This is a genomic window from Oerskovia sp. USHLN155, from assembly GCF_037145535.1.
Taxonomy (GTDB): domain Bacteria; phylum Actinomycetota; class Actinomycetes; order Actinomycetales; family Cellulomonadaceae; genus Oerskovia; species Oerskovia rustica.
The window spans coordinates 188,450-214,397 of the sequence record NZ_JBBCXG010000007.1 but is presented as its reverse complement, the minus strand read 5'-3'; the positions used below and the strand labels follow the sequence as shown (position 1 = coordinate 214,397).

Below are 25,948 nucleotides of genomic sequence, written 5' to 3'. Positions count from 1 at the left end.
GCAGTCGGGGCGCCGAAGGACACGCCTCCGCGCAGGCCCCCTCAGACCGCGAGCGGCCCGAAGCAGACCAGGGGAACCGGTTCCTCCTCGCTCGCGACCGCGGCCGCGAGCGCGTCCCCCGGCGTGGCCCCCGCCCGCAGCTCGCCGTGAAACTCGGGCATGACCCGCGCGGCGACGTCGTCCCGCAGCGGGGCGACGCTCGACACGACGGCCGCTGCCCCCAGCCGGAGCAGGACGCTCGTGAGCCCCAGCGGCTCACCACCGATCCGGACCGTCGACAGCCCCGCCTCGCAGGCCGAGAGGACGACCACGGCGCCTCGGAGGTCCACGCCGTCGAGCTCGTGCGCGAACAGGGGGCCGTCCGCGAGCCGCAGCGAGGAGAACAACGGGTTGTCGGTCTCGTGCCGGCCGTGCGTCGCGAGGTGGACGACCGCGGCCGACGGGAGCCTCTCGACCGTGGCCGAGCAGGTGGCCTCCTCGCCGGTCAGGACCGTGGCGCTCTCCCACGTCCTCGCCACGGCCTCGGCCTCGGCCTCCGCCGCCCGTAGTCCCGGTCCCGCCACGACCACGACGTCGGGCTTGGTCTGCTCGACCGTCGACTCCTGCAGGTCGATCCACGAGTTGACCCACGTCCGGCGTCCCGCGCGTGAGGGCAACGAGGACCACGGCACGGCGAGCAGCAGGTCGCGCGCGGCGATGTGCAGGTCGCCCTGCGCGTCGATCGGCGCGAGGACCTCGCGGTCGAGCCACGCCAGGCTCCGGTCGAGCGACGCCCGGGCGGCGGCCCGCATGGGCGCCGGGATCAGCCCGTTCGACAGGACGTCGAGGTCCGCACGCGCACGCCGGATGCGCTCGCCGACCTCCACCATCGGGGCCAGCCGGATCATGCTCAGCCCCGAGGCGTCCGCCCGCAGGACGCGGAGCGTCTCGTCCGCGACGACGAAGTCCGCGACGACCGTCGACGCGCTCGCCGTCGACAGCGCGCGGCGCAGGCGGCGTGCGGTGACCGCGGTCGGCGTCTGCGCTCCCCCTCCGTCCTGCCAGGCCCGACGCCGAGCAGCCTCCTGCAGCCGTCGCGCCTCGCTCAGGTGCGCACGCCGGCGCTCGAGACGTTCACCCGAGGGGTTCGCCCCCAGGAGCCTCGCAGACTCGATCTCCTGGCGCGCACGGGTGAGGAGCTCGGCGGACTCGGCGTCGGACGGCGGCACGACCCTCCCGCTGCCGGCGACGGTCGCACGTCCACGCTCGACGGCGTCGAGCAGCGCCGCGGCGCGGCCGGTACGCAGGGCCGCGGCCACGTCCACGTGCCCCAGGCGCACCCCGTGGACCGCGGAAGCCGTCACGGCGTCGACCGACCCCAGCCCTTCGCGGTGCTCCGCCAGCATGCGCTGCCCCTTGCGCACGGCACGGAGCGCAGCGCCACGCTCCCCGGTGGCGAACGCCAGCTGGGCCGCCACTGCCTGGTGCTGCAGACGCAGCGGCAGCGCCACCCGCCCGAGGTGCCCCGGGACCCGCGAGAGGACCTCGCGCGCGCCCGCCGGGTCCTTCGCCGCCAGGAGCCACTCTGCCGCGAGGAGCTGTGCGGGGACGGTCACCCCACGCCCACCGGCCTCACCGAGCGCGGCCCCCACGTCCGCGAGAGCGAGCGCACGGGCCGCCCGACGGCGTGCCACGCCGACCGAGAGGCCCGCCGAACGGTCCTCGGCGAGCCGCGCCTGGAGCTCGGCGACCCGAGCCCGGGCAGCCCAGGGGTCGTTGCCGATCCGGTCGAACCTGGCCGCGGCCGCGCGGGCCTGACGCTGCGCCTCGGTGTAGCGGCGGAGCCCCACGAGGCACTGTGCACGCAGCAGCTCGACCTCGGCGACGTCCCTGACCATCCGGTTGCGGACGAGGTGCTCGCGCGCCTCGGCGAGCGTCGAGTCGGCGTCCGAGAGCAGTCCGGCCTCGAGAAGAACCTGCGCCTTGTCGATGAGGCCCACGGAGGCGTGCCGTTCGGGAGCACCGCGCTCCGCCTCCTCCATGGCGCGCAGGGCTGTCGGCAGGTCGCCGCCGAGGTACTTCGCGTAGCCGAGGTTGTGCTGCGCCTTGGACGCGAGCAGCGCGTCCCCCATGTCCTCCGCGCGCCGCACCACCTCGGCAAGGTCCGCCTCGGCCCGATCGAGGTTGCCCAGCTCGAGGTGCAGCGACCCCCGGTTCAGGAGGAGGACGGCGGCGTCGAGCGGCGTCGCCACGTCGATGAACCGAGCGGCAGCGTCCATCTCCTCGACCGCCTCGACGACCCGGCCGGTGCGCAGCCGGAGCAGGCCACGCTGTCCGCCGACCACGAGCTGCAGGTCCTCGGGCCCATGGGCCTCTACCCACGCCTGGGCCTGCTCGAGCAGCTCGAGCGAGCGATCGACGTCACCCTCGTACTCGAACCTGGAGATCGCCAGACCGATCAGCGCACGGACGTGGGCGTAGCTGTTGTCCGGGTCGTCCGCGAAGGTCGGTTCCTCGAGATCCGCGAGGATGGTGCGGAAGAGCTGGGCGGCCCGGGCATGACGCCCCCGCGCGTTGGTCCCCGACGCGAACTCGAGGCGTGCGCGCAGGGTCCGGCCACCGCTGCGCGCCACGCCGTCACCTCATTCCGCGGTCACCTCCGTGGGGACCAGTCCAGTGGCCAGGGTAATGGACTGCCACAGCCATGCGCAGCGTCCGGGCGCTCCTTCACCCGGTACCACGGCGCTCGGCGACGTCGGGTCGGCCGCGGCGTCGTCGAGCAGGTAGGACGCGAGCTCGCCGGCCAGCACGGGCCCTGCGAAGGACGTACCGCTCCAGGTAGCGAACCCGCCCTGAAACCCCTCGGGGTCGATCGTGGCCCGGTTGCCGTCCGACCAGAGCTCCTTGAGCCATCGGCTGGGGGCCACCGCGCCGTCCATCGTCGTCGGCGCCGTCGAGACGAGAGCGGCGCCGGGACGCACGCACGTGACCCATGGCCCGTCGTTGCTGAACAGGGCGGTGGTCCCGTCCGGGTTCTGCGCCCCGACCGTGAGCACCGGCGGCTCGTCGCGCAGGAGCGTGACACCCTGCAGCGGCACGGGCGGCGTCTGCCGACGGTCGATGCGCGGCGCGAACGCCGCAGGGTAGCTCGGCCTGGTCTGCCCGTCGTTCCCGGACGAGACGACGACCAGCACCCCGTAGCGCCGGAGCGCCCGCAGGACGGTGCCGAAGGGAGCGTCGAAGTCCGCGTCCTCGGGGCGCTCGTGGTAGTACCCGAGCGAGAGGACCAGGACGTCGATCGGCGCGTAGCCGTCCCGCCCGACGAGTCCCAGCACGTGCCACAGAAGCACACGACGCAGGGAGCGCAGGAGGTCTCGTTCGGGGATGACCCCGGCACCGCCGTAGAGACGAGGAGCCAGGATGACCGCGTCGGGGCACTTCTGGTGGACGAGCCCGGCGATGAACGTGCCGTGCCCGGCGACCGGGTCGAGCGGGCCCGTCAAGGGAGAGATCGACACCCCTCCGATCTCGGGGTCCTCGTACTCGTACTCCGTCTCCGGGAGGACGGACAGCGGCTCTCCGAGGAGCTCGGGGTCTCGCACGACGATCGTCCCTCGAGTCTCCGGGGCGGCGTCGAACCAGGGGTGCGCGCCCACCCCGGTGTCCAGGACCGCCACGACGGGTCGGCGGGTCCCGTCCGCGGCGGTGAAGTCGTCGGCACCGACGGCGAGCCGCCGTGCGGGGACGGGACCGACCCAGTTCACGGGGGTCCGCCCGCCCGAGCCGGGTGTCGCGTACTCCGCGGTTCCCGTGACGGGGAAGGGCTGGGTGTAGGGGAACGGCTGGGTGTAGGGGAACGGCTGCGTGTACGGGAACGGCTGGGTGTAGGGGAAGGGCTGCGTGTACGGGAACGGCTGCGTGTACGGCTGGCCACCGATGGCGGGCCCCGCCGCGGGCGCGATCATGTGGTCGAGGCCCACCCGCGGGCTGCACCTGTCATCGGGACACAGGCGTCCACCGAGCTTCTCGATGACCTTCCAGGCGTCGGGGAGCTCCCCCTCGCTGCCGCCCTTCTGCCGCAGGCGCGCCGACAGCCCGAAGACGCGTCGCAGGTCACGGGTCGTCTCGCGGTCCAGCCCCGCCCGGGTGATGAGCTCCGCGTCACTCCTGCTGGCCTCCTCGACCTCGACCGTCAGGTCGAACTTCGCCGCGGCCTCCTCGAGCCAGCGCAGCGAGCGGTTGCCGGTCAGGTCGTCCGGAGACTCGGGAACCAGGACCCGGTCCCCCACGTACCAGGTGGGGTGCGGCGAGGACTGCCCGGCCCGACGCGGTGCGGTGATCGGGTCGAGGGTCCGCGTCCGCCACTGCAGCCGGTTCGGTCGGTCTCCGAAGGGCCGCCCGCCCGGCGGGACAGGCGGCGTGGCCGACTGCTCAGGGGTCTCACTCATCGGTGCTCCAATGCACGAAGGGGACTACCGTCGGGTCGATCGGCCCGGCGTGCCGAGATGACGAAGGGGCGGGGCGGCTAGAGCTCGATGATCGGTGTCGTCACGGCGTCGCCGCCAGCACCCGGGGCTCGCAGCAGCAGGCTCGCCGGACCAGGCCCGACGGCGTCGAACACGAACCGGCCGTCCTCGTCGGCGACGGTCGAGACCATCCCGTCCGGGCGGTGCAGCTCGACCGTCAGCTCGCCGGCCGGGGCGGCCCATCCGTCGATGCGGATCCGGCCGTCGTCACGAGCGGACAGCGTGATCATGACGGTCAGGGACTCGGCCGTGAAGGTGATGGTGCGCGCCTCGATCGGCGGCGCCTCGCCCCGGACCGACATCTCCGGCACACGGACGTACTCGAGCTCCATGACCTCGGCCTCCAGGCCTGCGAGCGTGATCGCGAACAGCGACCGCTCGACGAGCCCGTCCGGTACCGGGTCGAGCATCGTGTGGATACGGGCGAGATCCGCCAGGATCTCGAGGTCGACGGCGTCCAGTGGTTCCTCGGGGCTGTACCCCGACGGTGCGCTCATGATGTTTCCCATGTCCTGTCCCCCTGCTCGCTCTCGATGATGTCGCGGAGCTTTGCCAAGCACCGCCCACGGTTGGACCCGATGCTGCCCACCGGCATGCCGATGGCGCTCGAGATGTACTTGTAGTCGGGTCGGTCCGCCAACGAGATCAGCCGGAGGAGCTGCTGACAGCGGTCCGGCAGCTGGAGGACAGCGCGCCACAGGTAGCGGTCGCGCTCCACCTCGAGGACCTGGGTCTCGGGGGTGGGGTCGGAAGAGGGAAGGGTGCCCGTGGGCCCGTCGAGCATGTCGTCGGGCAGCTCGGTCCGGCGCTTCTGGTCGTCACGGTGCTTGCGGACGGCCTCCCACGCGCCGCGCTTGGCGGTCACGAGGAGCCACTTGAGCACGGCGTGCGGCTCCTGGATGGTGTGAGCGTTGCGTACGAGGGCCATCCAGGTGTTCTGGACGATGTCGTCCGCCTGCTCGCGGACGACTCCCTGGGCCCTGACCGTGTGCCACAGCAACGGCGTGGCCTCTCTCACGAAGTCGGCCAGTGCCTGGTGCTTGCCCTCGCGGTAGTCGAGCAGGGCGGCCGCGGCACGATCCCCGAGGCTCACCTCCGGCTCGTCGACTTCCGGGACGTCCTCGGTGATCCGTGTCATGGCTGGGTGCGCCGTCTGCTCTCGGTCGTGCTCGGGTACTTCGGGGGAACCCGAGTCTAGGGGCGTCTGCCCAGGTGGGACAAGCATTTCCGCCACCGCAGGACCTCCCTCCGGCCCGTGCTCACGCACGCTCGACGCACCGGGCCGGTGGTGCACCGGACCCCTTCCTGCCGGGAGAGAGGAACGGGCGCCGCGTTTGATACACGCGTCCGGAGGTTCTTCCCGGACGTCCGTCGTGTGCTTCGGCGACCCGCACCACGCGACCCGCGCGACGACGTCGGGCGACGGGAACCCGCACGTACGGGTACGCGACACGTAGGGGGATCCCCGTACCGTCCGCAGGCAGAGAGTGGTGAAACCCCTCATCACAGGCGTGACGCGGCTCACGTAGCGTCGGCATGGCCGACCCAGATCGGCCACTCGGACGGTCCCGGTGAGACGACGACGTCCCGGACCCCTTGCTAGAGGAGCACCACGTGAGAACCCATCGCCACCCCGCCGACGGCGCCCGCCGTCCGGCCCGCCTGCTCGCGGCACTGACCGCCGCCACGGTCGCCCTCGGCGGGCTCGCGCTCGCCGGCACGAGCGCTCAGGCCGCCCCGCAGCCCGCCGCCCAGCCCGCGACCGTCGCAGCAGCCGCCGCCCCGGGCCACCAGTGGCTCACGGGCTACTGGCACAACTTCAACAACGGCTCGGTCGTCATGCCGCTGAGCGACATCCCGCCCGCCTACAACCTGGTCGCCGTCGCGTTCGCCGACAACCTGACCGGCACGCCCGGCGGGATCACCTTCAACCTCTCGACCGCCGAGCTGAACGGGTACACCGTGCCCCAGTTCAAGGCCGACATCGCCGCGATCCGGGCCCAGGGCCGCAAGGTCATCCTGTCGGTCGGCGGCGAGAAGGGGAACGTCATCGTCTCCAACGCGACCGAGGCGAAGAACTTCGCCGACACCGCGTACGCCCTCATGCAGGAGTACGGCTTCGACGGCGTCGACATCGACCTCGAGCACGGCATCAACGCCACGTACATGTCGAGCGCGCTGCACCAGCTCTCGGCCAAGGCGGGCCCGAACCTCATCATCGCGATGGCCCCCCAGACCATCGACTACCAGGCCACCTCGATGGGCTACTACCAGCTCACGCTCGCCATCAAGGACATCCTCACGATCGTCAACACCCAGTACTACAACTCGGGCGCGATGATGGGCTGCAACCAGCAGGTCTACAGCCAGGGCAGCATCGACTTCCTCACCTCGCTCTCCTGCATCCAGCTCGAGATGGGCCTGCGGCCCGACCAGGTCGGCATCGGCGTCCCCGCCGTCCAGGCCGCGGCCGGCGGCGGCTACCAGCCCGTCGCGAACGTCATCAAGGCCGTCGACTGCCTCGAGACGGGGACGAACTGTGGCGCCTTCAAGCCCGCGACGCCGTACGGCAAGATCGGCGGTGTCATGACCTGGTCGATCAACTGGGACAAGAAGAACAACTACGCGCTCGCGACGGCCGTCGGTGCGCGCCTCGGCACGGGCTCCGGCGGGGGCACGACGGGCGGAACGACCGGCGGCACCACGGGTGGGACCACGGGCGGAACGACCGGCGGCACCACCGGCGGCACGACCGGCGGGACCACGGGCGGAACGACCGGCGGCACGACCGGCGGCACCACGGGCGGGACCACGGGCGGAACGACCGGCGGCACGACCGGCGGCACCACCGGTGGCACGACCGGCGCCACCTGCTCGGCCGCCCCCTGGAGCGCGACGACCATCTACACGGGCGGCAACACCGTCTCCCACAACGGCCGCACGTGGCAGGCCAAGTGGTGGACCCGCGGCGACGCTCCCGCCCCCAGCGACTGGGGCGTGTGGAAGGACCTCGGCGCCTGCTGAGGCCCCTCGGGAGGCCGACGGCCCCCTCGTACGACCCGAGCCGTGCGGCTCTCCACCCCCGCCCAGGGAGTGGAGAGCCGAACGGCTCGGTGCTTGTTCGCCGACCCGTGGCCAGTGAGCCGGGACCCCGCGAACAGCAGGTCAGTCGACGGGGAAGAGCGACATCGTCAGCGTCGCACCGTACGCACCCGGCGCCGTGTCGGCCGGGAGCTCGAGAGCGAGGTCGGCCGTGACGTCGGACGTGCCCTTGCGACCGATCGCGTCGGCGCCGACGAGGGTCTGCGGGACCGACAGCCCCGCTCCCCCGCCCAGCACCGAGGTGACACGCTGCCCGACGACGACACCCGGCTTGCCCAGCACCAGGCGCGGCGTCCAGCCGAGCTGCTCGGCACCGAACGTCGTCGTCCCCGTGGAGAACGCGGTCGACTGCCCGGACACCGCCCAGCCCGCGGCCTCGAGGCGGGTGTCGGAGACGCTCACCACGGGCAGGGCCGCGGTGTAGGTCAGGTGGTCACCGTCGAGGCCGCCTTCGAGCGTCACGGGCGCACCGTCGCTCGCCACCGTCATCGAGAGCCTGCCCTCGGCGACGGGCTCCTCGACGACCGCCTGGAGCGCGACGCCCTCCGAACCGGCAGGGTCGGTCTCGCCCTGCGCCGCGAAACGCACCTGGTCGAGGGCCCAGAACCAGTCGTTCGTCCCGCTGTAGTGGAACCGGTACTGCGCGGTCCTCGTCCCGGCCGGGACGTCCGTCACGATCGTGCGCTGCCCGTTGTCGCTCGCAGGGAACGCCGCCACCTGGACCGGTGCACCGCCGTCGAAGCTCACGAGGACCTCGGCGACCTGCACACGGTCGTGACGGTAGGAGTGCTCGAAGCTCAGCACGGCCTGCTCCTTGCCCGCCACCGAGTACGCCGGCGTCACGAGCGTCGAGTCGAACCTTCCCGCACCGTGGCTCTTGTCGTCCCACTCGTCGGAGTCCGCGACCGCGATCACGTCACGTCCGCGCGTGAAGTTCTCGCGCGCCTGACCTGGCTCCGCCGCGGACCAGAAGGGCTGCGTCGTGAACGACCAGCCGCGCCACTCGGTCACACCACCTGACGGCATGGCCGAGTTGTCCACGCTCCAGCCGGACGGCGGCGTGGTCGTGAAGCCGGGCGTCCCCGCGGGGACGCCCGTCTCGTCGACGCGTCCCGAGAGTGCGGGGCGCAGGCTGTCGAAGTCGTCCGTGACGTCGTCGCCGATGGAGGTGCCGTCGAGGCCCCATGCGGGGTCCACGGTCACGCCTGCCTGACGCATCACGGTCGGGGCGATGTCGGTGATCGCGAGGTTCTCCTGCCTGCCCCGCGCCTCGATGCCGTCACCCGCCGCGATGACGAACGTCGCGCGCTCGGTCTGGGCCCGGCCGCCGTGACCACCCGTGGGAAGGTGCCCGTGGTCGGCCGTCACGATGACGTTCCAGTTCTCCGCCGCGCGGGAGGGGCGAGCCTCGATGGCGGCGAGGATCCGCCCGATGCGAGCGTCCTGCACCTCGAGCTCGGCCGTGTACTGCGCGGCGTCAGCGCCGTGGCTGTGGCCCGCGCCGTCGATGTCGTCGAGGTGGATGAAGCTCACGTCCGGGTTCTGCGTCCCGAGGTACGTGACCGCGGCCTGCTCGGTCTTGACGTCCGACCCTGTCGCGAGCCGCAGGTCGATCCCGGCCGAGACGATGTCCCCGTTGCTCGCCGACGACGTGATCGGTGCCCAGGTCGAGGCCGCGAACGTCGCGATGCTCGGGTCGACCTGCTCGAGACGGTCGAGGAAGCTCGGGTACTGCGCGTAGTTCTTGCCCGTGAACGAGTTGTCCCGGACGTTGTGCTTGTCCGTCCACACGCCCGTGAGGATCGTCGACCATCCCGCGCCCGACACGGTCTGAGCCCCACGCTGGCTCACCTCCGGCGCGTCGCTCGTGGCGTACAGGAGGCTGTGCCCGTACGTCCCGCGCCGCATGAGCGCGTGGAGGTTCGGAGTCGAGGCGGACTCGATCTTGTCGAGCCGTGCGCCGTCCAGGCCGATCACGAGCGTCTTGTCCGTACGAGTTCCCTGCAGGACGGGGGCGTCTCCCTCGGCCGCGAACGCGGCCGCCGGCACGAGGAACGTCCCCGCCGCCAGGCTCCCGGCGAGTGCCAGGTGTGCGATCTTGCGCATGTCCAACCCTTCAGTCGTCATGGTGCACGTCATGGATGTGATGTCCGGACGGCGTCGCGAGACTCACTTGTCCAGACAGGCATCACTCTGACCGCACCAAGCAGACCGGTGATGAACCGGGACGATCGGGACAGTGAACGTCTCCGGCCGACACCCTGCAGATCGCGTCACCGGAGGGACAGACCCGGCATATCGATCCTCCGGTGCCCAGGTCACCGCGCCCGGCAGACCACCTGCAGGCACCAGGACGACAAAAGACCGACGGCGCCCCTCCCCGTGAAGGGGAGAGACGCCGTCGGGCAGAAGAGCGAGGCGATCAGGCCGCGTCGTCCTCGAGGAGCTTCGAGACCTTGGACTGGTCCAGCGGAATGCCGGGGCCCATCGTGGTCGAGAGCGTCGCCTTGGTGATGTAGCGGCCCTTCGAGGAGGACGGCTTCAGACGCAGGACCTCTTCGATCGCTGCGGCGTAGTTCTCCACGAGCGCCTTCTCGTCGAACGAGACCTTGCCGATGATGAAGTGGAGGTTCGCGTGCTTGTCGACGCGGAACTCGATCTTTCCGCCCTTGATGTCCTCGACGGCCTTCGCGACGTCCATCGTGACGGTGCCGGTCTTCGGGTTCGGCATCAGACCACGGGGGCCGAGGACCTTACCGAGACGACCGACCTTGCCCATGAGGTCCGGGGTCGCGACAGCGGAGTCGAAGTCCGTGAAGCCAGCGGCCACCTTCTCGATGAGCTCGTCGCCACCGACGATGTCGGCGCCGGCTGCACGAGCCTGCTCCGCCTTCTCGCCGTTCGCGAAGACCAGGACGCGAGCGGTCTTGCCCGTGCCGTGGGGGAGGTTGACCGTGCCACGGACCATCTGGTCCGCCTTGCGGGGGTCGACACCGAGACGGAACGCGACCTCGACGGTTGCGTCGTACTTGGTGGGCGAGGTCTCCTTGGCGAGACGAACCGCCTCGAGCGGCGTGTAGAGCTCGTCGCGGTCGATCTTCTCCGCTGCGGCGCGGTACGCCTTGCTGCGCGTTGCCATCTGCTTCTCCTTCTCGAGCAGTCGTGGTCTACGGGTCCGCGCGGACCCTGCCACTGTCCCGGCGGGCGAACCCGCCGGGACATGATGATTCATGACTGGCCGGCCAGGAGGCCGACCGGAGGACCGGTCAGGACCGGTCCGGAGGGGGTGGTGCTCAGCCCTCGACCGTGATGCCCATCGAACGGGCGGTGCCCGCGATGATGAGCGACGCAGCGTCGAGGTCGTTCGCGTTGAGGTCCTCGAGCTTGGTCTGAGCGATCTCGCGCACCTGCGCAGAGGTCAGCTTCGCGACCTTGACCGTGTGCGGCGTGGGCGAACCCTTGTCGACGCCCGCAGCCTTCTTGATGAGCTCGGCGGCCGGCGGCGTCTTCGTGATGAAGGTGAAGGAACGGTCCTCGTAGACCGTGATCTCCACGGGGATGACGTTGCCGCGCTGCGACTCGGTCGCCGCGTTGTAGGCCTTGCAGAACTCCATGATGTTGACGCCGTGCTGACCGAGCGCGGGGCCGATCGGCGGGGCGGGAGTTGCAGCACCGGCCTGGATCTGGAGCTTGATCAGCCCAGAGACCTTCTTCTTGGGAGGCATGAGTGTTCCGTGCTTTCTGTGTCTGGGCCGACGCCGTGGGCGATGACCCGGTTGCAGGTGCTGTCGAGCAGGATCAGATCTTGGCGACCTGGTTGAACGACAGCTCGACCGGGGTCTCCCGGCCGAAGATGGAGACGAGGACCTTGAGCTTCTGGCCCTCGGCGTTGATCTCGGAGATCGTCGCGGGGAGCGTGTCGAACGGACCGTCCGTGACGGTGACCGACTCGCCGACCTGGAAGTCGACCTCGAAGGGCGCCTTGGCCGTCGCGGCAGGCTTGCCCGCCTCGGCCTTGGGCTCGATCGTCGGGGCCAGCATGGAGAAGACCTCGTCGTGCGTCAGCGGCACGGGCTGGTGGGTGTGCCCCACGAAGCCGGTGACACCGGGCGTGTGGCGCACCGCGCCCCACGACTCGTCGGTCAGGTCCATGCGTACCAGGACGTAGCCGGGGATGCGGACGCGACGGACGATCTTCTTCTGCGCGTTCTTGATCTCCGCGACCTCTTCCATGGGGACCTCGATCTGGAAGATGAAGTCCTCCATGTTCAGGCTCTGGATGCGGTTCTCCAGGTTGGCCTTCACACGGTTCTCGTAGCCCGCGTAGGAGTGGATGACGAACCAGTCGCCAGGCTTGGTGCGCAGGTCCTTCTTGAACTCCTCGACCGGGTCCAGGTCGTCGAGGACGTCGCCGTCCTCGTCGACGCGGGACTCGTCGTCAGCCTCGGCCGACTCCTCGTCCTCCACCTCGACGTCCGGGGTGTCCTGCGCCTCTGCGTCCGCCTCGACCTCGTCGATGGCAGCCTCGGGCGCGTCGAGCTCGGCCTCGGCGCCTTCGGCGACGGGCTCGGTGGGATCGACGTTCTCCGCCTGGTCCAGCGACTCCTGGGACACGAACGAACCTGCTTTCTGCTGACTACGCGAACATGCAACTGACGGGACCGGTACCGGTCCATACGCTCCGGGCGCGAACTGCTCCGGTGCTGCGAGAAGCTCGCGGCACGGGGCGCCCTCCGGGGATCAGCCCCCGAAGACCCACAGGACGGCCTTGCCGATCCCGAAGTCGAGCACCGTCACGAACGCCATGACCACGGCCACGAAGACGAGGACGACGGTGGTGTAGGTGATCAGCTCGGAACGAGTGGGGGTGACGACCTTCTTGAGCTCGGCGATCACCTGGCGGACGAAGAGCGCGATGCGCGAGAAGATGTTGCCCTTCTTCGCGTCGCCCTTCTTCTTGTCACCGCCGGCGCGCACGCCTTCAGCACCCAGCGCCTCTGATGGCGATTCGCTCACTGTTCATCCCCACTACGTGACGTTGAAACCGAAACCGATGCTGACCTCTCGTGGTGTAACCCGTTACCGGACTACGCGCACGTCCCGGGAGGGACGACGCCTTGCAGGGCAGACAGGGCTCGAACCTGCAACCTGCGGTTTTGGAGACCGCTGCGCTACCAATTGCGCCACTGCCCTTCGTGATCGGCACCGCCCGTGCACCTGCCGTGAAGGCAGAGAACATCGGGTGGACACCTGCCACCGAAGGAATACTGTACGCGAACCGAGCGCCGTGGTCGAACCGGCCTCGGCGTGCACCTCCCGGCGCCGCGTCCAGCGACCTTCGTCGCTGTTCCTTCACCCCCAGCGTAGAGGACCCTCCTGTCCTGTCACCCCCGGCGTCCACGGTTCGGGCCCGCCGTCACTCTCGGCGGGCGGGAGCGTCGCCCTCGGCAGGCGGGAGCGTCACCCTCGGCGTCCACCGGTCGGTGGACCCCACGTCCCCCCGACCGGTCGTCGCGCCGCAGGGACCTCGCCGACCAGGCTGGAGCCATGAGCAGAGACAGGACACCTCCCCGAGCAGGAACGGGCACCCCGGCCATCGAGGTCCGGGGGCTCACCAAGCGGTACGTGCAGCGCGGCGGCGTCGTGAAGCAGGCCGTCGACGGCCTGGACCTCACGGTCGAGCGCGGCGAGATCTTCGCGGTCCTGGGACCCAACGGTGCGGGCAAGACCACGACGGTCGAGATCCTCGAGGGCTTCCGCAAGCGCGACGGCGGCGAGATCCAGGTCCTGGGCGAGGACCCCGCGCTCGCAGGGCGCGCATGGCGCAGCCGGATCGGCGTCGTCCTGCAGGACTCGCGCGACCAGGCCGAGCTCACGGTGCGCGAGCTCGTGCACCACTTCGCGACCTTCTACCCGGCCCCGCGGGACCCCGAGGAGGTGATCGCCGCCGTCGGGCTGCTGGAGAAGGCGTCCACGCGTGCCCGCCAGCTCTCGGGCGGTCAGCGCCGCCGCCTCGACGTCGCCCTCGGGATCGTGGGCGACCCCGAGCTGCTGTTCCTCGACGAGCCCACGACCGGGTTCGACCCGCAGGCGCGTCGCAGCTTCTGGGACCTCGTCCTGGCCCTGCGCGAGGGCGGCACCACGATCCTCCTGACGACCCACTACCTCGACGAGGCCGCGCACCTGGCCGACCGCGCCGCCGTCGTGCGCGACGGGAAGGTCGTCGCCCTCGGGGCGCCGGCCGACCTGGGCGGGCCAGGTGCGCTGCGCCCCGTCGTGCGGTGGGAGTCGGACGGCGTCACGCACGTCGAGCGCACCGACCACCCGACCGCGCTGGTCACCTCGCTCGCGGCACGCCTGGCCGGACCCGACGGCGAGGTGCCCGGCCTGCGGGTGCTCCAGCCGAGCCTCGAGGACGTGTACCTCGAGCTCATCGGGGCCGCGCCCTCGGTCCCCTCCGGATCGGCCCCGTCCGCCGCGGCGCCGCCCGGTTCCCCACGCGACGCCCCGAACTCTGCCGTCCCGTCCGCTCCCGTCGCCGAGGAGGCCTCCCGATGAGCACCCAGACCGCCCCCACCCGTGCGCTACCCGCCGGGAGCGCCCTGCCCGGCGTCCTCGGCACCGGCCTGCGGCGGACCTGGATCGAGATGGTCGCGTTCCTGCGCGAGCGTGACGCGGTCATCTTCATCCTGGCCTACCCGCTCATCATGATGGCGATCTTCGCGACGGTGTTCGGGCAGCAGGACCAGGGCGACGGGGCCGGCTCGGTCCCGTTCACGCAGTACTTCCTGCCGGGCATGGTCGCGACGGGTGTCATGCTCACGAGCTTCCAGAACCTCGCGATCTCGATCGCGGTCGAACGCGACGACGGCACGCTCAAGCGCCTGCGCGCGACCCCGCTGCCGGCGACCGCGTACTTCCTGGGGAAGATCGGGCAGGTCCTGATCGCCGTGACCGTGCAGACCGCCGCGCTGCTGCTGCTCGCCGCGACCGCGTTCGACGTCCCGATGCCGACCACGGCCTCCGCCTGGTGGACCTTCGCGTGGGTGTTCGTGCTCGGCACCGCGACCGGGTCGGTGCTCGGCGTCGCGTTCTCCTCGGTCCCGCGGTCCGGGAAGTCCGCGAGCGCCGTCGTGACGCCCGTGGTCCTGGTCCTGCAGTTCATCTCGGGCGTGTTCTTCGCGTTCTTCGCCCTCCCGTCGTGGATGCAGCAGATCGCCTCGGTGTTCCCCCTCAAGTGGCTCGCGCAGGGCATGCGCTCGGTGTTCCTGCCGCCCGAGGCCGTGGTCCTCGAGGTGGACGGGTCGTGGCAGCACGGCGCGACGGCTGCTGTACTGGTGGCGTGGCTCGTCGTGGGCCTCGTGGTGGGGGTCCGGACGTTCAGGTGGAGGCGGCGTGACGACGGCTGAGAGCCCGGTGGACCGTCCGGCGGCGGGGCCCGTGGCGGCGGGGCCCTCGGGCCCGGCCGCAATGGGCGCGCCCGCCCCCCTCGCCCCCGGCTCGGCCACCGCCCCCGGCTCGGCCCTCGACAGCGTCGAGGGCTCGTGGGACCGGATCGTCGTGTGGTGGGACGTCGGCTTCTACGTGGTCGTGGCACTGAGCGCGCTGGCCCTGCTCTCTGCCGGGGTCGAGCCGGACCGGCTCGCCCGGGCTCTGGGCGCGATGGCCGTGATCGTGGTCGCCTACACGGTCCTGGGCCGGCGGGCCGCCCGGAACCGGGACCAGCGCCTGGCCGTCGCCTACCTGCTGATCCTGATCGTCGCGACCGACTTCGCGGTGATCCAGAACCAGCTCGGGACGTTCCTGCTGTTCGTCGCGTTCACCCAGATCTGGATGCTGTCGGAGCGCCGCTGGGTGAGCCTCGTGCTGTCGACCCTGCTCGCCGTGGGCACGACCTTCGCGCTCACGGCTCCGTCGGGGTTCTCCCGCGAGGCCCTCGTCGAGACGGCTCCGCAGATGGGTGTCGCCCTGGCCTTCTCGACCATGCTCGGGATCTGGGTCGGCCAGACGATGCTCCAGACCGCACGCCATGCCCAGCTCGTCGACGACCTCCACGCCGCGCAGGCCGAGCTCGGGACCGTCCACCACGCGGCCGGGGTCGCGGCCGAGCGCGAGCGCATGGCCCGCGAGATCCACGACACCCTCGCGCAGGGCTTCACGAGCGTCGTCATGCTCGCCCAGGCCGCGAGCGCCGACCTCGACCGCGAGGACGTGGGCGCGGTCCGGGACCGGCTCGCGCTGGTCGAGGCGACGGCGCGCGACAACCTGGCCGAGGCCCGGTCCCTCGTCACGGCGTTCTCTCCCCTGCCGTTGCAGGGCGCGACGCTCGTCGAGGCGGTCGAGCGCCTCGCAGCCCGCTTCGAGGACGAGTCGGGGGTCGCGGTGACGCTGCGGCTGTCCGCCGTCCCGGGGCTGGGCAGCGCCGAGGACGTGGTCCTGCTGCGGTCCGCGCAGGAGGCCCTGGCGAACGTGCGCCGGCACGCGCAGGCGAGCTCCGTCGTCGTCTCCCTGGGGCCTGGCCGCCCGGAGGGCACCGTGCCCGACGGCGCGACGGTCGTCCTCGACGTCACGGACGACGGTCGGGGGCTGGGACCGGGCGTCGTGGAAGGGTTCGGTCTGCACGGCATGCGTGAGCGCGTCGCCGCGGGCGACGGCACGGTACGGGTCGCGTCACCGCCTGGGGGTGGGACGAGCGTCCGGGTCGAGCTGCCCGTGCCTGCCGGCGCCCCGCCCCATCCCGCCCCTCTCCCCCGGAGCCACCCGTGACCTCGACCGCCGACCGTCCGTCCTCGTCGCCCACCCGACCCAGGACGACCGTCTCGGCGACCGGGACCGGTGCGCCCTCGTCGGCTCCCAGGGTCCGCGTCCTCGTGGTCGACGACCATCCCGTGGTGCGTTCGGGGCTCGTCGGGATGCTCACGGGCGAGCCGGACCTCGTCGTCGTCGGCGAGGCGGGCGACGGCCGCGAGGGCGTGGCGCTCGCGCGCGAGCTGGGACCCGACGTCGTGCTCATGGACCTGCGCATGCCCGTGCTCGACGGCGTGGGCGCGACGACCGAGATCCTCGCCTCCTCCGCGCCGGGGGCGAGGCGCCCGCGCGTCGTCGTGCTCACGACGTACGAGACCGACACCGACATCCTGCGCGCCGTCGAGGCAGGCGCGACGGGCTATCTGCTCAAGGACACTCCGCGCGACGTGCTCGTCGCGGGCATCCGCGCCGCGGCCCGCGGCGAGACGGTCCTCGCACCCACGGTCGCGACGCGGCTCGTCACGACCGTGCGGGGCGCGGGCGAGCGCCTGACGGCGCGCGAGGCCCAGGTCCTGGCCCTCGTCGCGCGTGGTCTGAGCAACCCGGCGATCGGGCGCGAGCTCTTCATCTCCGAGGCCACGGTCAAGACGCACCTGCTGCGGGCGTTCGCCAAGCTCGGGGTCGACGACCGCACGCGCGCCGTCACGGTCGCGATCGAACGGGGCATCCTGCCGGGGGCGTGATCTCACCCGGTCAGGGCCGACCGACGGCCGGACCGGGCCCTCGGCCGGTGACTGCAGGGTGCGAGACTGCCTCTGTGCGTGATCTGGCGAAGCTCCCCAAGGCCCACCTCCACCTGCACTTCACCGGTTCCATGCGACCGGCGACGCTGCACGACCTCGCCGCGCAGTACGGCGTACGGCTCCCCTCGGCCCTGCTCGACGGAGACCCGTTGCGCCTGCCCGCGACCGAGCGCGGCTGGTTCCGGTTCCAGCGCCTGTACGACGCGGCGCGCGCGTGCGTCCGCTCCGAGGCCGACATGCGCCGGATCGTGCTCGAGGCCGCGCAGGACGACGCCGCCGAGGGGTCGGGTCGTCTCGAGATCCAGGTCGACCCGACGTCGTACGCACCCTTCGTGGGCGGCATCTCGCCCGCCGTGGAGATCGTGCTCGACGCGGCGCGGGAGGCCAGCGCGGCGACCGGGACGGAGGTGGGCGTGATCGTCGCGGCGTCGCGCATGCGCCACCCGCTCGACGCGCGGACCCTCGCACGTCTCGCGGCCCAGTACGTGGGCGACGGACCGGGCGAGGTCCTGGGCTTCGGGCTGAGCAACGACGAGCGGCGCGGGGACACCGCTGCCTTCGCCCCGGCGTTCGCGATCGCACGTCGTGCGGGACTCGCGCTCGTCCCGCACGGGGGCGAGCTGCTCGGCCCCGACCACGTGTCCGAGGTGCTCACGGACCTCGACCCCGACCGGATCGGGCACGGGGTGCGTTCGGTCGAGGACCCGCGGGTCCTGGAGCAGGTCGTCGAGCGCGGGGTCGCGCTCGAGGTGTGCCCGGCCTCGAACGTGTCCCTCGGGGTGTACGACGACGGCGCGCAGGTCCCGCTCGGGGCGCTCGTCGACGCGGGCGCCCAGGTCGCGCTCGGCGCCGACGACCCGTTGCTCTTCGGCTCGCGCCTCGTGGCGCAGTACGAGTCCGCGCGGACCGAGCACGGGTTCTCCGACGAGGACCTCGCAGACCTGGCCCGGTCCTCGATCCGCGCGAGCCGCGCCGGCGCTGCCACGCGGGCCCGGCTGCTCGCGGGCGTCGACTCCTGGCTCGCGCAGGACCCCGCAGCGCCGGCGGGCGTCCCCGCCTCAGGTGGCGGGCGGTCGGTGCGGTGACACGAGGGGCCGGCGACGGGGCGGACGGCGCGGCCCCGGGTGACACACGCTCTCATCCGTCTCTCATGCGTACCCGAGATACTCGCGCCATGCGACGGACGACGGTGTGGGTGATCACGCTCGTGCTGGTCGCACTCGGTGCGGGCGCGGGCGCCGTCGCCATCGTCTCCGCGAGCCCCCCGGACCGTGACCTGCGGGGGCTCGTCGTCCTCGCTCCCGCACCCACCCCCCAGGAGACCACCCTGCCGTCTCCGACCCCTACGCCGCCGCCCGACGAGACCGACGACGAGCCGGACGACGACGACAACGACGGCGGTGGCGAGGACGAGCCGGTGACCCCGAGCTCGCCGCTCGTCCCCGTGCAGCCCGCGCCGCCCCGCAGCGGGACGGACACGGTCGGCAAGACCCCCGAACAGCCCTACGACGACGGCATGTACCACCCGGGCGACCAGTACGACGACGGCATGTACCGCCCGTCCGACGAGTACGACGACGGCATGTGGACCCCAGACACAGGGAACGGATGATGGCGCAGCACACCCAGGGCACCGAGCCCGCGCCCCGCCGGGCGCCGTCCAGGCTCCAGACGGTCCGCGCCCGGATCCTCGGGGCGGTCCTGGCCCTGGCCGCGCTCGGCCTGATCATCGCGGGCGGGGTCGCCTACACGGCCCAGCGCGCGCACGTGGACGACCGCATGGACCAGTCGCTCATGCGCTCCCTCGAGGAGTTCGAGGCGCTCGCCCACGAAGGCGTGCACCCCGCGACCGGTGAGCGCTTCACGTCGTCGGACGACCTCGTGAACACCGCGATGCGACAGACCGTCCCCGCCCCGCACGAGGGCATGGTGGGCTTCCGCGCGGGACGCGCCCAGTGGATCGCGGCGTCGCCCGTGCCGCTGCGGCTCGAGGACGACGAGGTCCTCATGGACGCGCTCAAACCCCTCACGACCGGGCAGAAGGTGGTGCTGCGCGAGATCACGACCCCGCGCTCGAGCTACCGCGTCCTCGTCGTGCCCGTGACCGACGGCGACGTCCCGTCCGCGCTCGTCCTGGCGTTCGACCGCAGCGCCGAGCACGCCGAGTTCGACCAGGTCTTCCGCACCTACGCGGTCATCGCCGTCGTGGCCCTGCTGCTGATCGCCGGGGTGGGCTGGCTCGTCGCAGGCCGCCTCCTGCGCCCCGTGCGGCTACTGGGCCAGACCGCCCGGCGGATCAGCGACACCCACACGTCCGAGCGCATCCCCGTCACGGGCAACGACGACGTCTCGGAGCTCACGCACGCCTTCAACGAGATGCTGGACCGCCTGGCCGCGGCCTTCGACGCCGAGCACGAGCTCCTCGACGACGTCGGGCACGAGCTGCGCACTCCCCTGACGATCGTGCGGGGGCACCTCGAGCTCATGGACCCCGACGACCCGGAGGACGCCGCGAGCACGCGCGACCTCGCTCTCGACGAGCTCGACCGTATGCACCGGCTCGTCGACGACCTCATGACCCTCGCCACGGCGGGCAGCCCCGGGTTCGTGCGGCTCGAGGAGACCGACCTCGGTCGGCTCACGGACGACATCCTCGACAAGGCGCGCCTCCTGGGCGACCGCCGGTGGACCGTCGACGCGCGCACCGGGGCCACGGCCCACGTCGACGAGCAGCGCCTCACGCAGGCCTGGTTGCAGCTCGCGTCCAACGCCGTGAAGTTCTCCGCGCCCGGCACCAGGATCACCCTGGGGTCCTCGGTCCGCGACGGTCGGATACGCCTGTGGGTGCGCGACGAGGGCATCGGCGTCTCCCCCGACCAGCTCGAACGCATCTTCGTCCGCTTCGCGCAGGCCGAGCGTGAGCCGGCGTTCCGCGACGGCGCGGGGCTCGGCCTCGCGATCGTCAGCGCGATCGCCGGAGGGCACGAGGGACGGGTCGAGGTCTCCTCGACCCGGGGGTTCGGTTCGACCTTCACGCTCGACCTCCCGCTCGACCCCGGGCACGCTCCTCCGGTCCCCGAACCGGCCGACCACGGCAGCACGGGGGGAGCCCCCGTCGTCCCGAGGCCGCCGCTCGCCACCACGACCGAGACCCCTCTCACCATGGAGATCCCGGTCACCTCTCGGGCACGTCAGGGTGAAAGGACATCGTTGTGAGCCAGATCCTCGTCGTCGAGGACGAGACCCGGATCTCGTCGTTCGTGACCAAGGGGCTGCGTGCCGCCGGCTACGCAAGCGCGTCCGTGACCACCGGTCGAGAGGGGTACGACCTGGCCCAGACCGGGGAGTACGACCTGATGATCCTCGACCTGGGCCTGCCCGACCAGGACGGCTTCACCGTCCTGCGCCGCCTGCGCGCGTCCCGCAGCACCATCCCGGTCATCATCCTCACGGCCCGCTCGTCCGTGACGGACACCGTCGCCGGTCTCGAGGGGGGCGCCGACGACTACATGGTCAAGCCGTTCCGCTTCGAGGAGCTCCTGGCCCGCATCCGGCTGCGTCTGCGCACGGAACCCGCCGGGGAGGTCACGGTGCTCTCGCACGGTTCGCTCAGCCTCGACCTGCGCACCCGCCGGGCCCGCACCGAGGATCGCGAGGTCGACCTGTCCGCCCGCGAGTTCGCGCTGGCCGAGACGTTCCTGCGGAACCCCGGTCAGGTCCTGAGCCGTGAGCAGCTGCTGTCGCGCGTGTGGGGCTACGACTTCGACCCCGGTTCCAACGTCGTGGACGTGTACGTGCGGTACCTGCGCAACAAGCTCGGTGCCGAGCGCGTGGTCACGGTGCGTGGCATGGGCTACCGGCTGGCGGATCCCGCGGCCTGAGCCCTGCGGGGTCGCGTGGTCGGCCTGGCGGGAGCACCGGAGCACCGGAGCACAGGAGCACAGGAGCACAGGACGACGAGAGGGCGGAGGCCCGTGTGCCTCCGCCCTCTCGCGTACGGTCGGTGACGCGCCGACCGCCGAGTCGCCCCGTCAGGGCGCCTCCCCCTAGGGGGTCGGCGCCGACGGGGACGTCTGTGCCGAGACCGGGCTCTGCGCGCTCACCGGGCTCGGTGCCGTGTTCGCGGTCTGTGCGGAGACCGCGGTGCTGGTGGACACCGTCGTCGTGGAGCTCGACGGGTCCAGGTCCGAAGGGCTCGGGCTCGGGCTCGGGCTTGCGCCTGGCGCCGTCGTCGCGTCGTCACCGGACTCGACGGCCGCCGGGGCGTCGACGTCGGCGCGCGCTTCCGCTGCGGCCATCGTCGCGCCGAGTCCGACGCCGAGCACTCCGAGCGTTCCCGTGGCGATCCAGATCCTGCGTGCGTCCATGTCTTCCAACCTCCTCAGACGATGAGCGGCCGAGCTGCCGCCCCGTCGTCACGACAGTCGCTGCCCGACGTGAGAGGAGCAGGAGCCGGACGTGAGAGGACTCTCAGACGCGTCTCTGCTCCCGCGAGGAGCTCCTCGGCCACACCGAGCCAGGCCTCCGCGAGCGCCTCGCGGGGAGCGCCCGGCAGGAGCGACAGGACGACGCCGGCGCTGCGCGCACGCAGCCCGATCGGGTCGGTGGCCTCGCCGAACACCGCGAGGCAGCGGTCGACCAGGCCCTGGACGCCCGGGTAGACCTGGGGTGCGAGGGTCTCCAGGACCGCGAGGTGGCCCGTCATGCACGCCAGGTCGTCGATGCGGTGGCCGGGGCCCAGGGTGTCGACGTCCAGGACTGCGGCGACACGACGGCACCCGGCTCCGCCGACGAGCAGGACGTTGGCCTCGTAGAAGTCGCCGTGCGTCGCGACCACGGGTCCGGGGTCGCGGTCGGCCACGATCCGGCGCAGGGAGCGTTCGAGGGCCTCGATGCGCCCGGTATGGCCAGGAAGTCGCCCGACGGCGGCGCGCGCGTAGTGCTCGGACCGTTCGGCCCACGCGACCCGGCGCTCGAGCAGGGCCGCGTCCTGCGGGAGAGCGACGAGGGCGCGAAGGAGCTCGTGCGGGTCGATCGTCAGCGGCTGCTCGTGCCGCGGGGTGGATGCGATCGCGGAGGCCAGCGTCTCCTCGGGCCGTGCGGCGAGCACGAGGATCCCCTCGCCGAGCGAGGCGAGCACGCGCGGGGCCGCGGGCGGCGCCGACAGCGTGTAGCCCATGGGGGCCGCCTCCGCGACGAGGAAGAGGTCGTGGCGGATGCGGAGGTCCGTCACCCGGTCCGGGCGGACCACCTTGAGGTAGACGTCACCGTCGGTGGTGCGTGCGCGGAGCACCGCGCGTCGCAGCGGACGGTAGGTCACGAGGTCGAGCCCCAGGACGAGGGGCGCGTGCGGGTCGAGCGAGCGCCACCGGTCGGTGAGCACCGCGGGGTCACAGGCCGTCGCCAGACCGGGGAGCAGCGGGTCCACGGGGTGACGCCACACGTGGACGGTCTGCTCACCGTCCACGAGGCGCAGGATCCCGCGCCGCTCGACGACGTCCGGAGGGAGGTCCGCGGTGGTGGCCACGAGGTACTCGGGGCGCCCGGGCGGTGTGCGGGCGCCGTCGGTCTCGCCACGGACCGTGACCTCGTACCCCACGCTCACCTCCGCGCCAGGGCGGGCGTGCACCTGGTGCACCCGCCACGACCCGAGGGTCACGTGGTCGATCGCGAGCGCCGCCTCCAGGAGGTCACCCGCCCGGGGGCCGGTGAGGAGCTGCGCGGCGGTGTCCATGGGAGCAAGGACATCGGCCGGGAGTGATGCCCACATGAGGACTGCGTGAGAGTCCTCTCACGCAACCGTTGACACCGGCCGCAGCATCCTGTCATTGTATCGGCATGATGATACAAATAACTGCCGTTGCCGAGGAGCCCGTGGTCGGGTGCTCGTGGATCGCCCCGGCCCGGGCCCCCCAGGAGGCCTGAACGTGTCCTCCACCGAGCGCCCGCCCGTGGGCGGCGGGCTGCACCTCGAGATCGACCTCGCCTCGGGCGTGCCGCCGTACGAGCAGATCCGGTCGCAGATCGTCGCGCACGTCGCCTCCGAGCGCCTCCTCGTCGGCGACCGCCTCCCGACGATCCGTGCGCTCGCGGCCGACCTCGGGCTCGCGGCGGGCACCGTCGCGCGCGCCTATCGCGAGCTCGAGGCGGCGGGCGTCACCACGACGAACCGGCGCGCGGGAACGGTCGTGTCCGACGGCGTGGCGCCCGCCGACGTCGTCACCCGGCAGGCCGCGCGTGCTTTCGTGGTGTCCGTGCGCGAGGCAGGTCTGGACGACGACGCGATCCTCGACCTCGTGCGCGGGGAGCTCCTGCACCGGCACGGCGACTGAGTCGCGCGGGTCCCGGCGACGCCCGCGTGCCGGGCGGCCCGGCAGCGGGCCCGGGTCCGCCGCACCGCACCCCGGGCCGGGTTCACAACGATTCCGCAACCCCTGCTCCCTGGGCACGCCACGCCCCGCGACGCCGTGGGACCGTGGTCACAGCGGGTTCGCGGAGGACCCCACGTCGAGGGGGAACGTGCATGAGGGATCGATCGACCCGGAAGACCTGGGCAGCCGCGACGGCCGCGCTGCTCGCGATGCTGCTCGTCAGCGGGTGCGACGCGCTCGGACCGCGGGTCGACGGCGGGCCGGGCGCGGCAGGATCGGTTTCCCCGGAAGCCTCCCCCCGCGCGACTCCACGGCCCACCACGACACCGAGCGCGCCGCCCTCGCCGTCCCCCGAGGTCCTCGCCCCGACCCCCACCCCGACGGTCGAGCCTGCCCCTCCCGCGGTCGAGCCACCGCCCGTCGAGCCACCGCCCGTCGAGCCGCCCCCGGTCGAGCCCGCGCCGGACCCGGCGACCGTCGAGCTCGTCCGCGGGAGCACGGGGGAACGGGTGACGGCGCTCCAGCAGCGGCTCGTCGACCTGGGCTACTGGGGCGCCACCCCGGACGGCGACTTCGGCCCCGGCACCCAGCAGGCCGTGTGGGCGCTGCAGAAGGCCGCGGGCATCAGCCGGGACGGCCGTGTGGGCCCCGCGACACAGGCCGCGCTCGACCAGGGCGTCCGGCCCTCGGCGCAGAGCACGTCGGGCCACGTCATCGAGATCGACATCGACCGCCAGCTCGTCCTCGCGGTCGACGACGGGCACGTCACCAAGGTCTTCAACGCATCCTCGGGCAACGGTGAGCGGTACGAGGCCAAGGGCAGGACGTACACGGCCCGGACGCCCCGCGGCACGTTCCAGGTGGGGCGGCAGGTCGACGCGAACTACGAGTCGTCGCTCGAGCTCGGCAGCATGTGGCGGCCGAAGTTCTTCACGGGCGGCATCGCGGTGCACGGCTCCGGCTCGGTGCCGCCGAGCCCCGCGTCGCACGGGTGCGTGCGCGTCACGAACGGCGCGATGAACTGGATCTGGGACTCGTGGGGCGCGCCGCAGGGCACGACGGTGCTCGTCTACTGAGACCGCGGTCCGCCAGGTAGAGGGTCGGCGCCGAGGGAGGAGGTCATGGCCCTCACTCTCGACGGGCTCCCGCTACCTCGCGGTGTCCGCGCGAGGCCTCAGAGCGCGACGCCCACCAGCACGGGCTCGGGGACGAGCTCGATCCCGAAGGTGTCGAGCACGCCGTCGCGCACTGCCCGCGCGAGCTCGACGATCTCCGCCGCGCTCGCCCCGCCACGGTTGGTGAGCGCGAGCGTGTGCTTGGTCGAGAGCGTCGCAGCGCTCGCCGGGCCGTGCACCCCGAAGCCCTTCGTGAAGCCGGCGTGCTCGATGAGCCAAGCCGCCGACGTCTTGACGAGCGTCGGGTCGATCTCGCCCAGGCTCGGGCCGGTCGTGCGGGACGGGAGCGCGGAGCGGACCGGGAAGCGTGGCGCGTCGGCCGGCAGCAGGTCGGCCTGGTCCGCGGCGACGACCGGGTTGGTGAAGAACGAGCCCGCGCTCCAGCGGTCGTGGTCGGGGGCCGTGGGGTCGTCGAGCAGCATGCCCTTGCCCCCGCGCAGCTCGAGCACCGCGGCGCGCACCTCGGCGCTCGGCGCCCGCTCGCCCACCTGGACGCCCAGGCGGCGCGCGAGCTCGGGGTAGGCGATCGGGGCGGACAGGGTCCCGAGCCGCATCTGGAGGTTGACCTCGAGCACGACGTAGCGCGGGGACGGGTACCAGATGTCGCCGCCCTCGGGCGAGGCGTGCATGCTCCGCTTGAGCAGCGAGGTGCGGTAGCCGAAGGCGAGGTCGATCAGCGGCAGGTTCCGGATCCTCGACTCCGCGCGGTCCCACACCCGCACCGAGGCCACGACCCCGGCGACCTCCTGGCCGTACGCGCCGATGTTCTGGACCGGGGCCGCCCCGACCGTGCCGGGGATGCCGGACAGCGCCTCGATCCCGACCCACTCCTGGGCCACTGCCCGCTCCACGAGCTGGTCCCAGTCCTGGCCCGCGGTGACGGTCATGCTCCCGCCGCCGCACGTGTCCTCGGCGTCGATGCGGATCTCGGCGCGCACGTCCCGCACCACGACGCCGCCGAAGCCCTCGTCGCTCACGAGCAGGTTGGACCCGCCGCCGATCACGAGGAGCGGCTCGCCCGCGTCGTCGGCCGCGCGCACGGCGTCGACGAGCTCTGCCTCGGTCGTGGCCTCGACGTAGGCGTCCGCCGGGCCGCCGACGCGCAGGGTCGTGAGCTCGGCGAGCGCCGGTTGGTCGAGCACCTCACCTGCCCCGGAGGCGCCGCCCTCGGCGACGGCTTCGACGGCGGACACGCGGCGTGCGGGGGTGGCGGTCATGGGTCCAGCCTAGTTCGCCGGGTCTCG

Annotated in this window: 23 protein-coding genes and 1 tRNA gene; 11 read left to right on the top strand and 13 right to left on the bottom strand. The window is 72.4% G+C overall.

The annotated features are described in order from the left end of the window. Window positions 1-41: 41 nt before the first annotated feature. The 4 genes from WFH32_RS12025 to WFH32_RS12010 form a co-directional block, all read right to left on the bottom strand. On the bottom strand, window positions 42-2,612 hold the full coding sequence (locus WFH32_RS12025; protein WP_191795915.1) for a CHAT domain-containing protein: 2,571 nt from the start codon (window positions 2,610-2,612) through the stop codon (window positions 42-44). A 9-nt stretch (window positions 2,613-2,621) separates the two neighbouring features. Then, window positions 2,622-4,427 carry a S8/S53 family peptidase gene (locus WFH32_RS12020; protein ID WP_191795914.1) on the bottom strand — a complete coding sequence of 602 codons (1,806 nt, stop codon included), beginning with the start codon at window positions 4,425-4,427 and terminating at the stop codon, window positions 2,622-2,624. A 77-nt stretch (window positions 4,428-4,504) separates the two neighbouring features. Continuing rightward, window positions 4,505-5,002, bottom strand: coding sequence for a carboxypeptidase-like regulatory domain-containing protein (locus WFH32_RS12015; RefSeq protein WP_191795913.1), 498 nt, complete (start codon window positions 5,000-5,002; stop codon window positions 4,505-4,507). Further along, window positions 4,999-5,643: an RNA polymerase sigma factor gene (locus WFH32_RS12010; protein ID WP_138825563.1), complete on the bottom strand. Its 645-nt coding sequence runs from the start codon at window positions 5,641-5,643 to the stop codon at window positions 4,999-5,001. Before WFH32_RS12010 ends, WFH32_RS12015 begins: the two co-directional genes overlap by 4 nt. Before the next feature lie 476 nt (window positions 5,644-6,119). Between WFH32_RS12010 and WFH32_RS12005 the strand changes: the two genes are divergently transcribed. Beyond that, window positions 6,120-7,529: a glycosyl hydrolase family 18 protein gene (locus WFH32_RS12005; RefSeq protein WP_318244062.1), complete on the top strand. Its 1,410-nt coding sequence runs from the start codon at window positions 6,120-6,122 to the stop codon at window positions 7,527-7,529. A gap of 141 nt (window positions 7,530-7,670) precedes the next feature. Here the strand turns inward: WFH32_RS12005 and WFH32_RS12000 are convergent, their stop codons facing one another. From WFH32_RS12000 to WFH32_RS11975, 6 genes are all read right to left on the bottom strand, one after another. Beyond that, window positions 7,671-9,713 (bottom strand): alkaline phosphatase family protein, encoded by a 2,043-nt coding sequence (locus WFH32_RS12000; RefSeq protein ID WP_336707599.1) that lies wholly within the window; start codon window positions 9,711-9,713, stop codon window positions 7,671-7,673. A 316-nt stretch (window positions 9,714-10,029) separates the two neighbouring features. Beyond that, on the bottom strand, window positions 10,030-10,746 hold the full coding sequence (gene rplA / locus WFH32_RS11995; RefSeq protein ID WP_191795911.1) for a 50S ribosomal protein L1: 717 nt from the start codon (window positions 10,744-10,746) through the stop codon (window positions 10,030-10,032). Window positions 10,747-10,900: 154 nt separating this feature from the next. Next, window positions 10,901-11,332, bottom strand: coding sequence for a 50S ribosomal protein L11 (gene rplK, locus WFH32_RS11990; protein ID WP_056653726.1), 432 nt, complete (start codon window positions 11,330-11,332; stop codon window positions 10,901-10,903). A 73-nt stretch (window positions 11,333-11,405) separates the two neighbouring features. Beyond that, window positions 11,406-12,221, bottom strand: coding sequence for a transcription termination/antitermination protein NusG (nusG, locus tag WFH32_RS11985; RefSeq protein WP_138825571.1), 816 nt, complete (start codon window positions 12,219-12,221; stop codon window positions 11,406-11,408). A gap of 126 nt (window positions 12,222-12,347) precedes the next feature. Continuing rightward, on the bottom strand, window positions 12,348-12,623 hold the full coding sequence (gene secE / locus WFH32_RS11980) for a preprotein translocase subunit SecE (protein ID WP_138825573.1): 276 nt from the start codon (window positions 12,621-12,623) through the stop codon (window positions 12,348-12,350). 104 nt (window positions 12,624-12,727) lie between these two features. Further along, window positions 12,728-12,800 (bottom strand) — tRNA-Trp (locus WFH32_RS11975). A 354-nt stretch (window positions 12,801-13,154) separates the two neighbouring features. Between WFH32_RS11975 and WFH32_RS11970 the strand changes: the two genes are divergently transcribed. The 8 genes from WFH32_RS11970 to WFH32_RS11935 all read left to right on the top strand — a co-directional run bounded on the left by WFH32_RS11970 (window position 13,155) and on the right by WFH32_RS11935 (window position 21,039). Beyond that, complete coding sequence (locus WFH32_RS11970) at window positions 13,155-14,165, top strand: ABC transporter ATP-binding protein (RefSeq protein WP_336707597.1); 1,011 nt, start codon at window positions 13,155-13,157, stop codon at window positions 14,163-14,165. Next, window positions 14,162-15,016, top strand: a complete 855-nt coding sequence (locus WFH32_RS11965; RefSeq protein ID WP_336707596.1) for an ABC transporter permease — start codon at window positions 14,162-14,164, stop codon at window positions 15,014-15,016. Before WFH32_RS11970 ends, WFH32_RS11965 begins: the two co-directional genes overlap by 4 nt. Further along, entirely contained in the window at window positions 15,003-16,373 is a 1,371-nt protein-coding gene (locus WFH32_RS11960) for a sensor histidine kinase (protein ID WP_336707595.1), read from the top strand. Before WFH32_RS11965 ends, WFH32_RS11960 begins: the two co-directional genes overlap by 14 nt. Window positions 16,374-16,477: 104 nt before the next feature. Continuing rightward, a complete protein-coding gene (locus tag WFH32_RS11955) occupies window positions 16,478-17,098 on the top strand; it encodes a response regulator transcription factor (protein WP_336707688.1) in 621 nt (206 codons plus the stop codon). A gap of 74 nt (window positions 17,099-17,172) precedes the next feature. Beyond that, complete coding sequence (locus tag WFH32_RS11950; protein WP_336707594.1) at window positions 17,173-18,243, top strand: adenosine deaminase; 1,071 nt, start codon at window positions 17,173-17,175, stop codon at window positions 18,241-18,243. An 89-nt stretch (window positions 18,244-18,332) separates the two neighbouring features. After that, the gene (locus WFH32_RS11945; protein WP_336707592.1) at window positions 18,333-18,770 is read left to right on the top strand and encodes a hypothetical protein; all 438 of its coding nucleotides are present in this window, start codon (window positions 18,333-18,335) and stop codon (window positions 18,768-18,770) included. After that, window positions 18,770-20,374: a sensor histidine kinase gene (locus WFH32_RS11940; protein ID WP_336707591.1), complete on the top strand. Its 1,605-nt coding sequence runs from the start codon at window positions 18,770-18,772 to the stop codon at window positions 20,372-20,374. The genes WFH32_RS11945 and WFH32_RS11940 overlap by 1 nt, the downstream gene beginning before the upstream one ends. Continuing rightward, window positions 20,371-21,039, top strand: coding sequence for a response regulator transcription factor (locus tag WFH32_RS11935; RefSeq protein WP_336707590.1), 669 nt, complete (start codon window positions 20,371-20,373; stop codon window positions 21,037-21,039). The genes WFH32_RS11940 and WFH32_RS11935 overlap by 4 nt, the downstream gene beginning before the upstream one ends. Window positions 21,040-21,204: 165 nt before the next feature. Here WFH32_RS11935 and WFH32_RS11930 read toward each other — a convergent pair whose 3' ends face one another. Next, entirely contained in the window at window positions 21,205-21,525 is a 321-nt protein-coding gene (locus WFH32_RS11930; RefSeq protein ID WP_336707589.1) for a hypothetical protein, read from the bottom strand. Between the two features lie 14 nt (window positions 21,526-21,539). Continuing rightward, complete coding sequence (locus WFH32_RS11925; protein WP_336707587.1) at window positions 21,540-22,892, bottom strand: phosphotransferase family protein; 1,353 nt, start codon at window positions 22,890-22,892, stop codon at window positions 21,540-21,542. 193 nt (window positions 22,893-23,085) lie between these two features. On the opposite strand from WFH32_RS11925, the gene WFH32_RS11920 reads away from it, so the two are divergent. Next, entirely contained in the window at window positions 23,086-23,490 is a 405-nt protein-coding gene (locus tag WFH32_RS11920; RefSeq protein WP_318244060.1) for a GntR family transcriptional regulator, read from the top strand. A gap of 191 nt (window positions 23,491-23,681) precedes the next feature. Further along, window positions 23,682-24,605 (top strand): L,D-transpeptidase family protein, encoded by a 924-nt coding sequence (locus WFH32_RS11915; protein WP_336707586.1) that lies wholly within the window; start codon window positions 23,682-23,684, stop codon window positions 24,603-24,605. 98 nt (window positions 24,606-24,703) lie between these two features. Here WFH32_RS11915 and WFH32_RS11910 read toward each other — a convergent pair whose 3' ends face one another. Beyond that, window positions 24,704-25,921 (bottom strand): UDP-N-acetylmuramate dehydrogenase, encoded by a 1,218-nt coding sequence (locus tag WFH32_RS11910; protein WP_191795902.1) that lies wholly within the window; start codon window positions 25,919-25,921, stop codon window positions 24,704-24,706. Window positions 25,922-25,948: the final 27 nt, after the last annotated feature.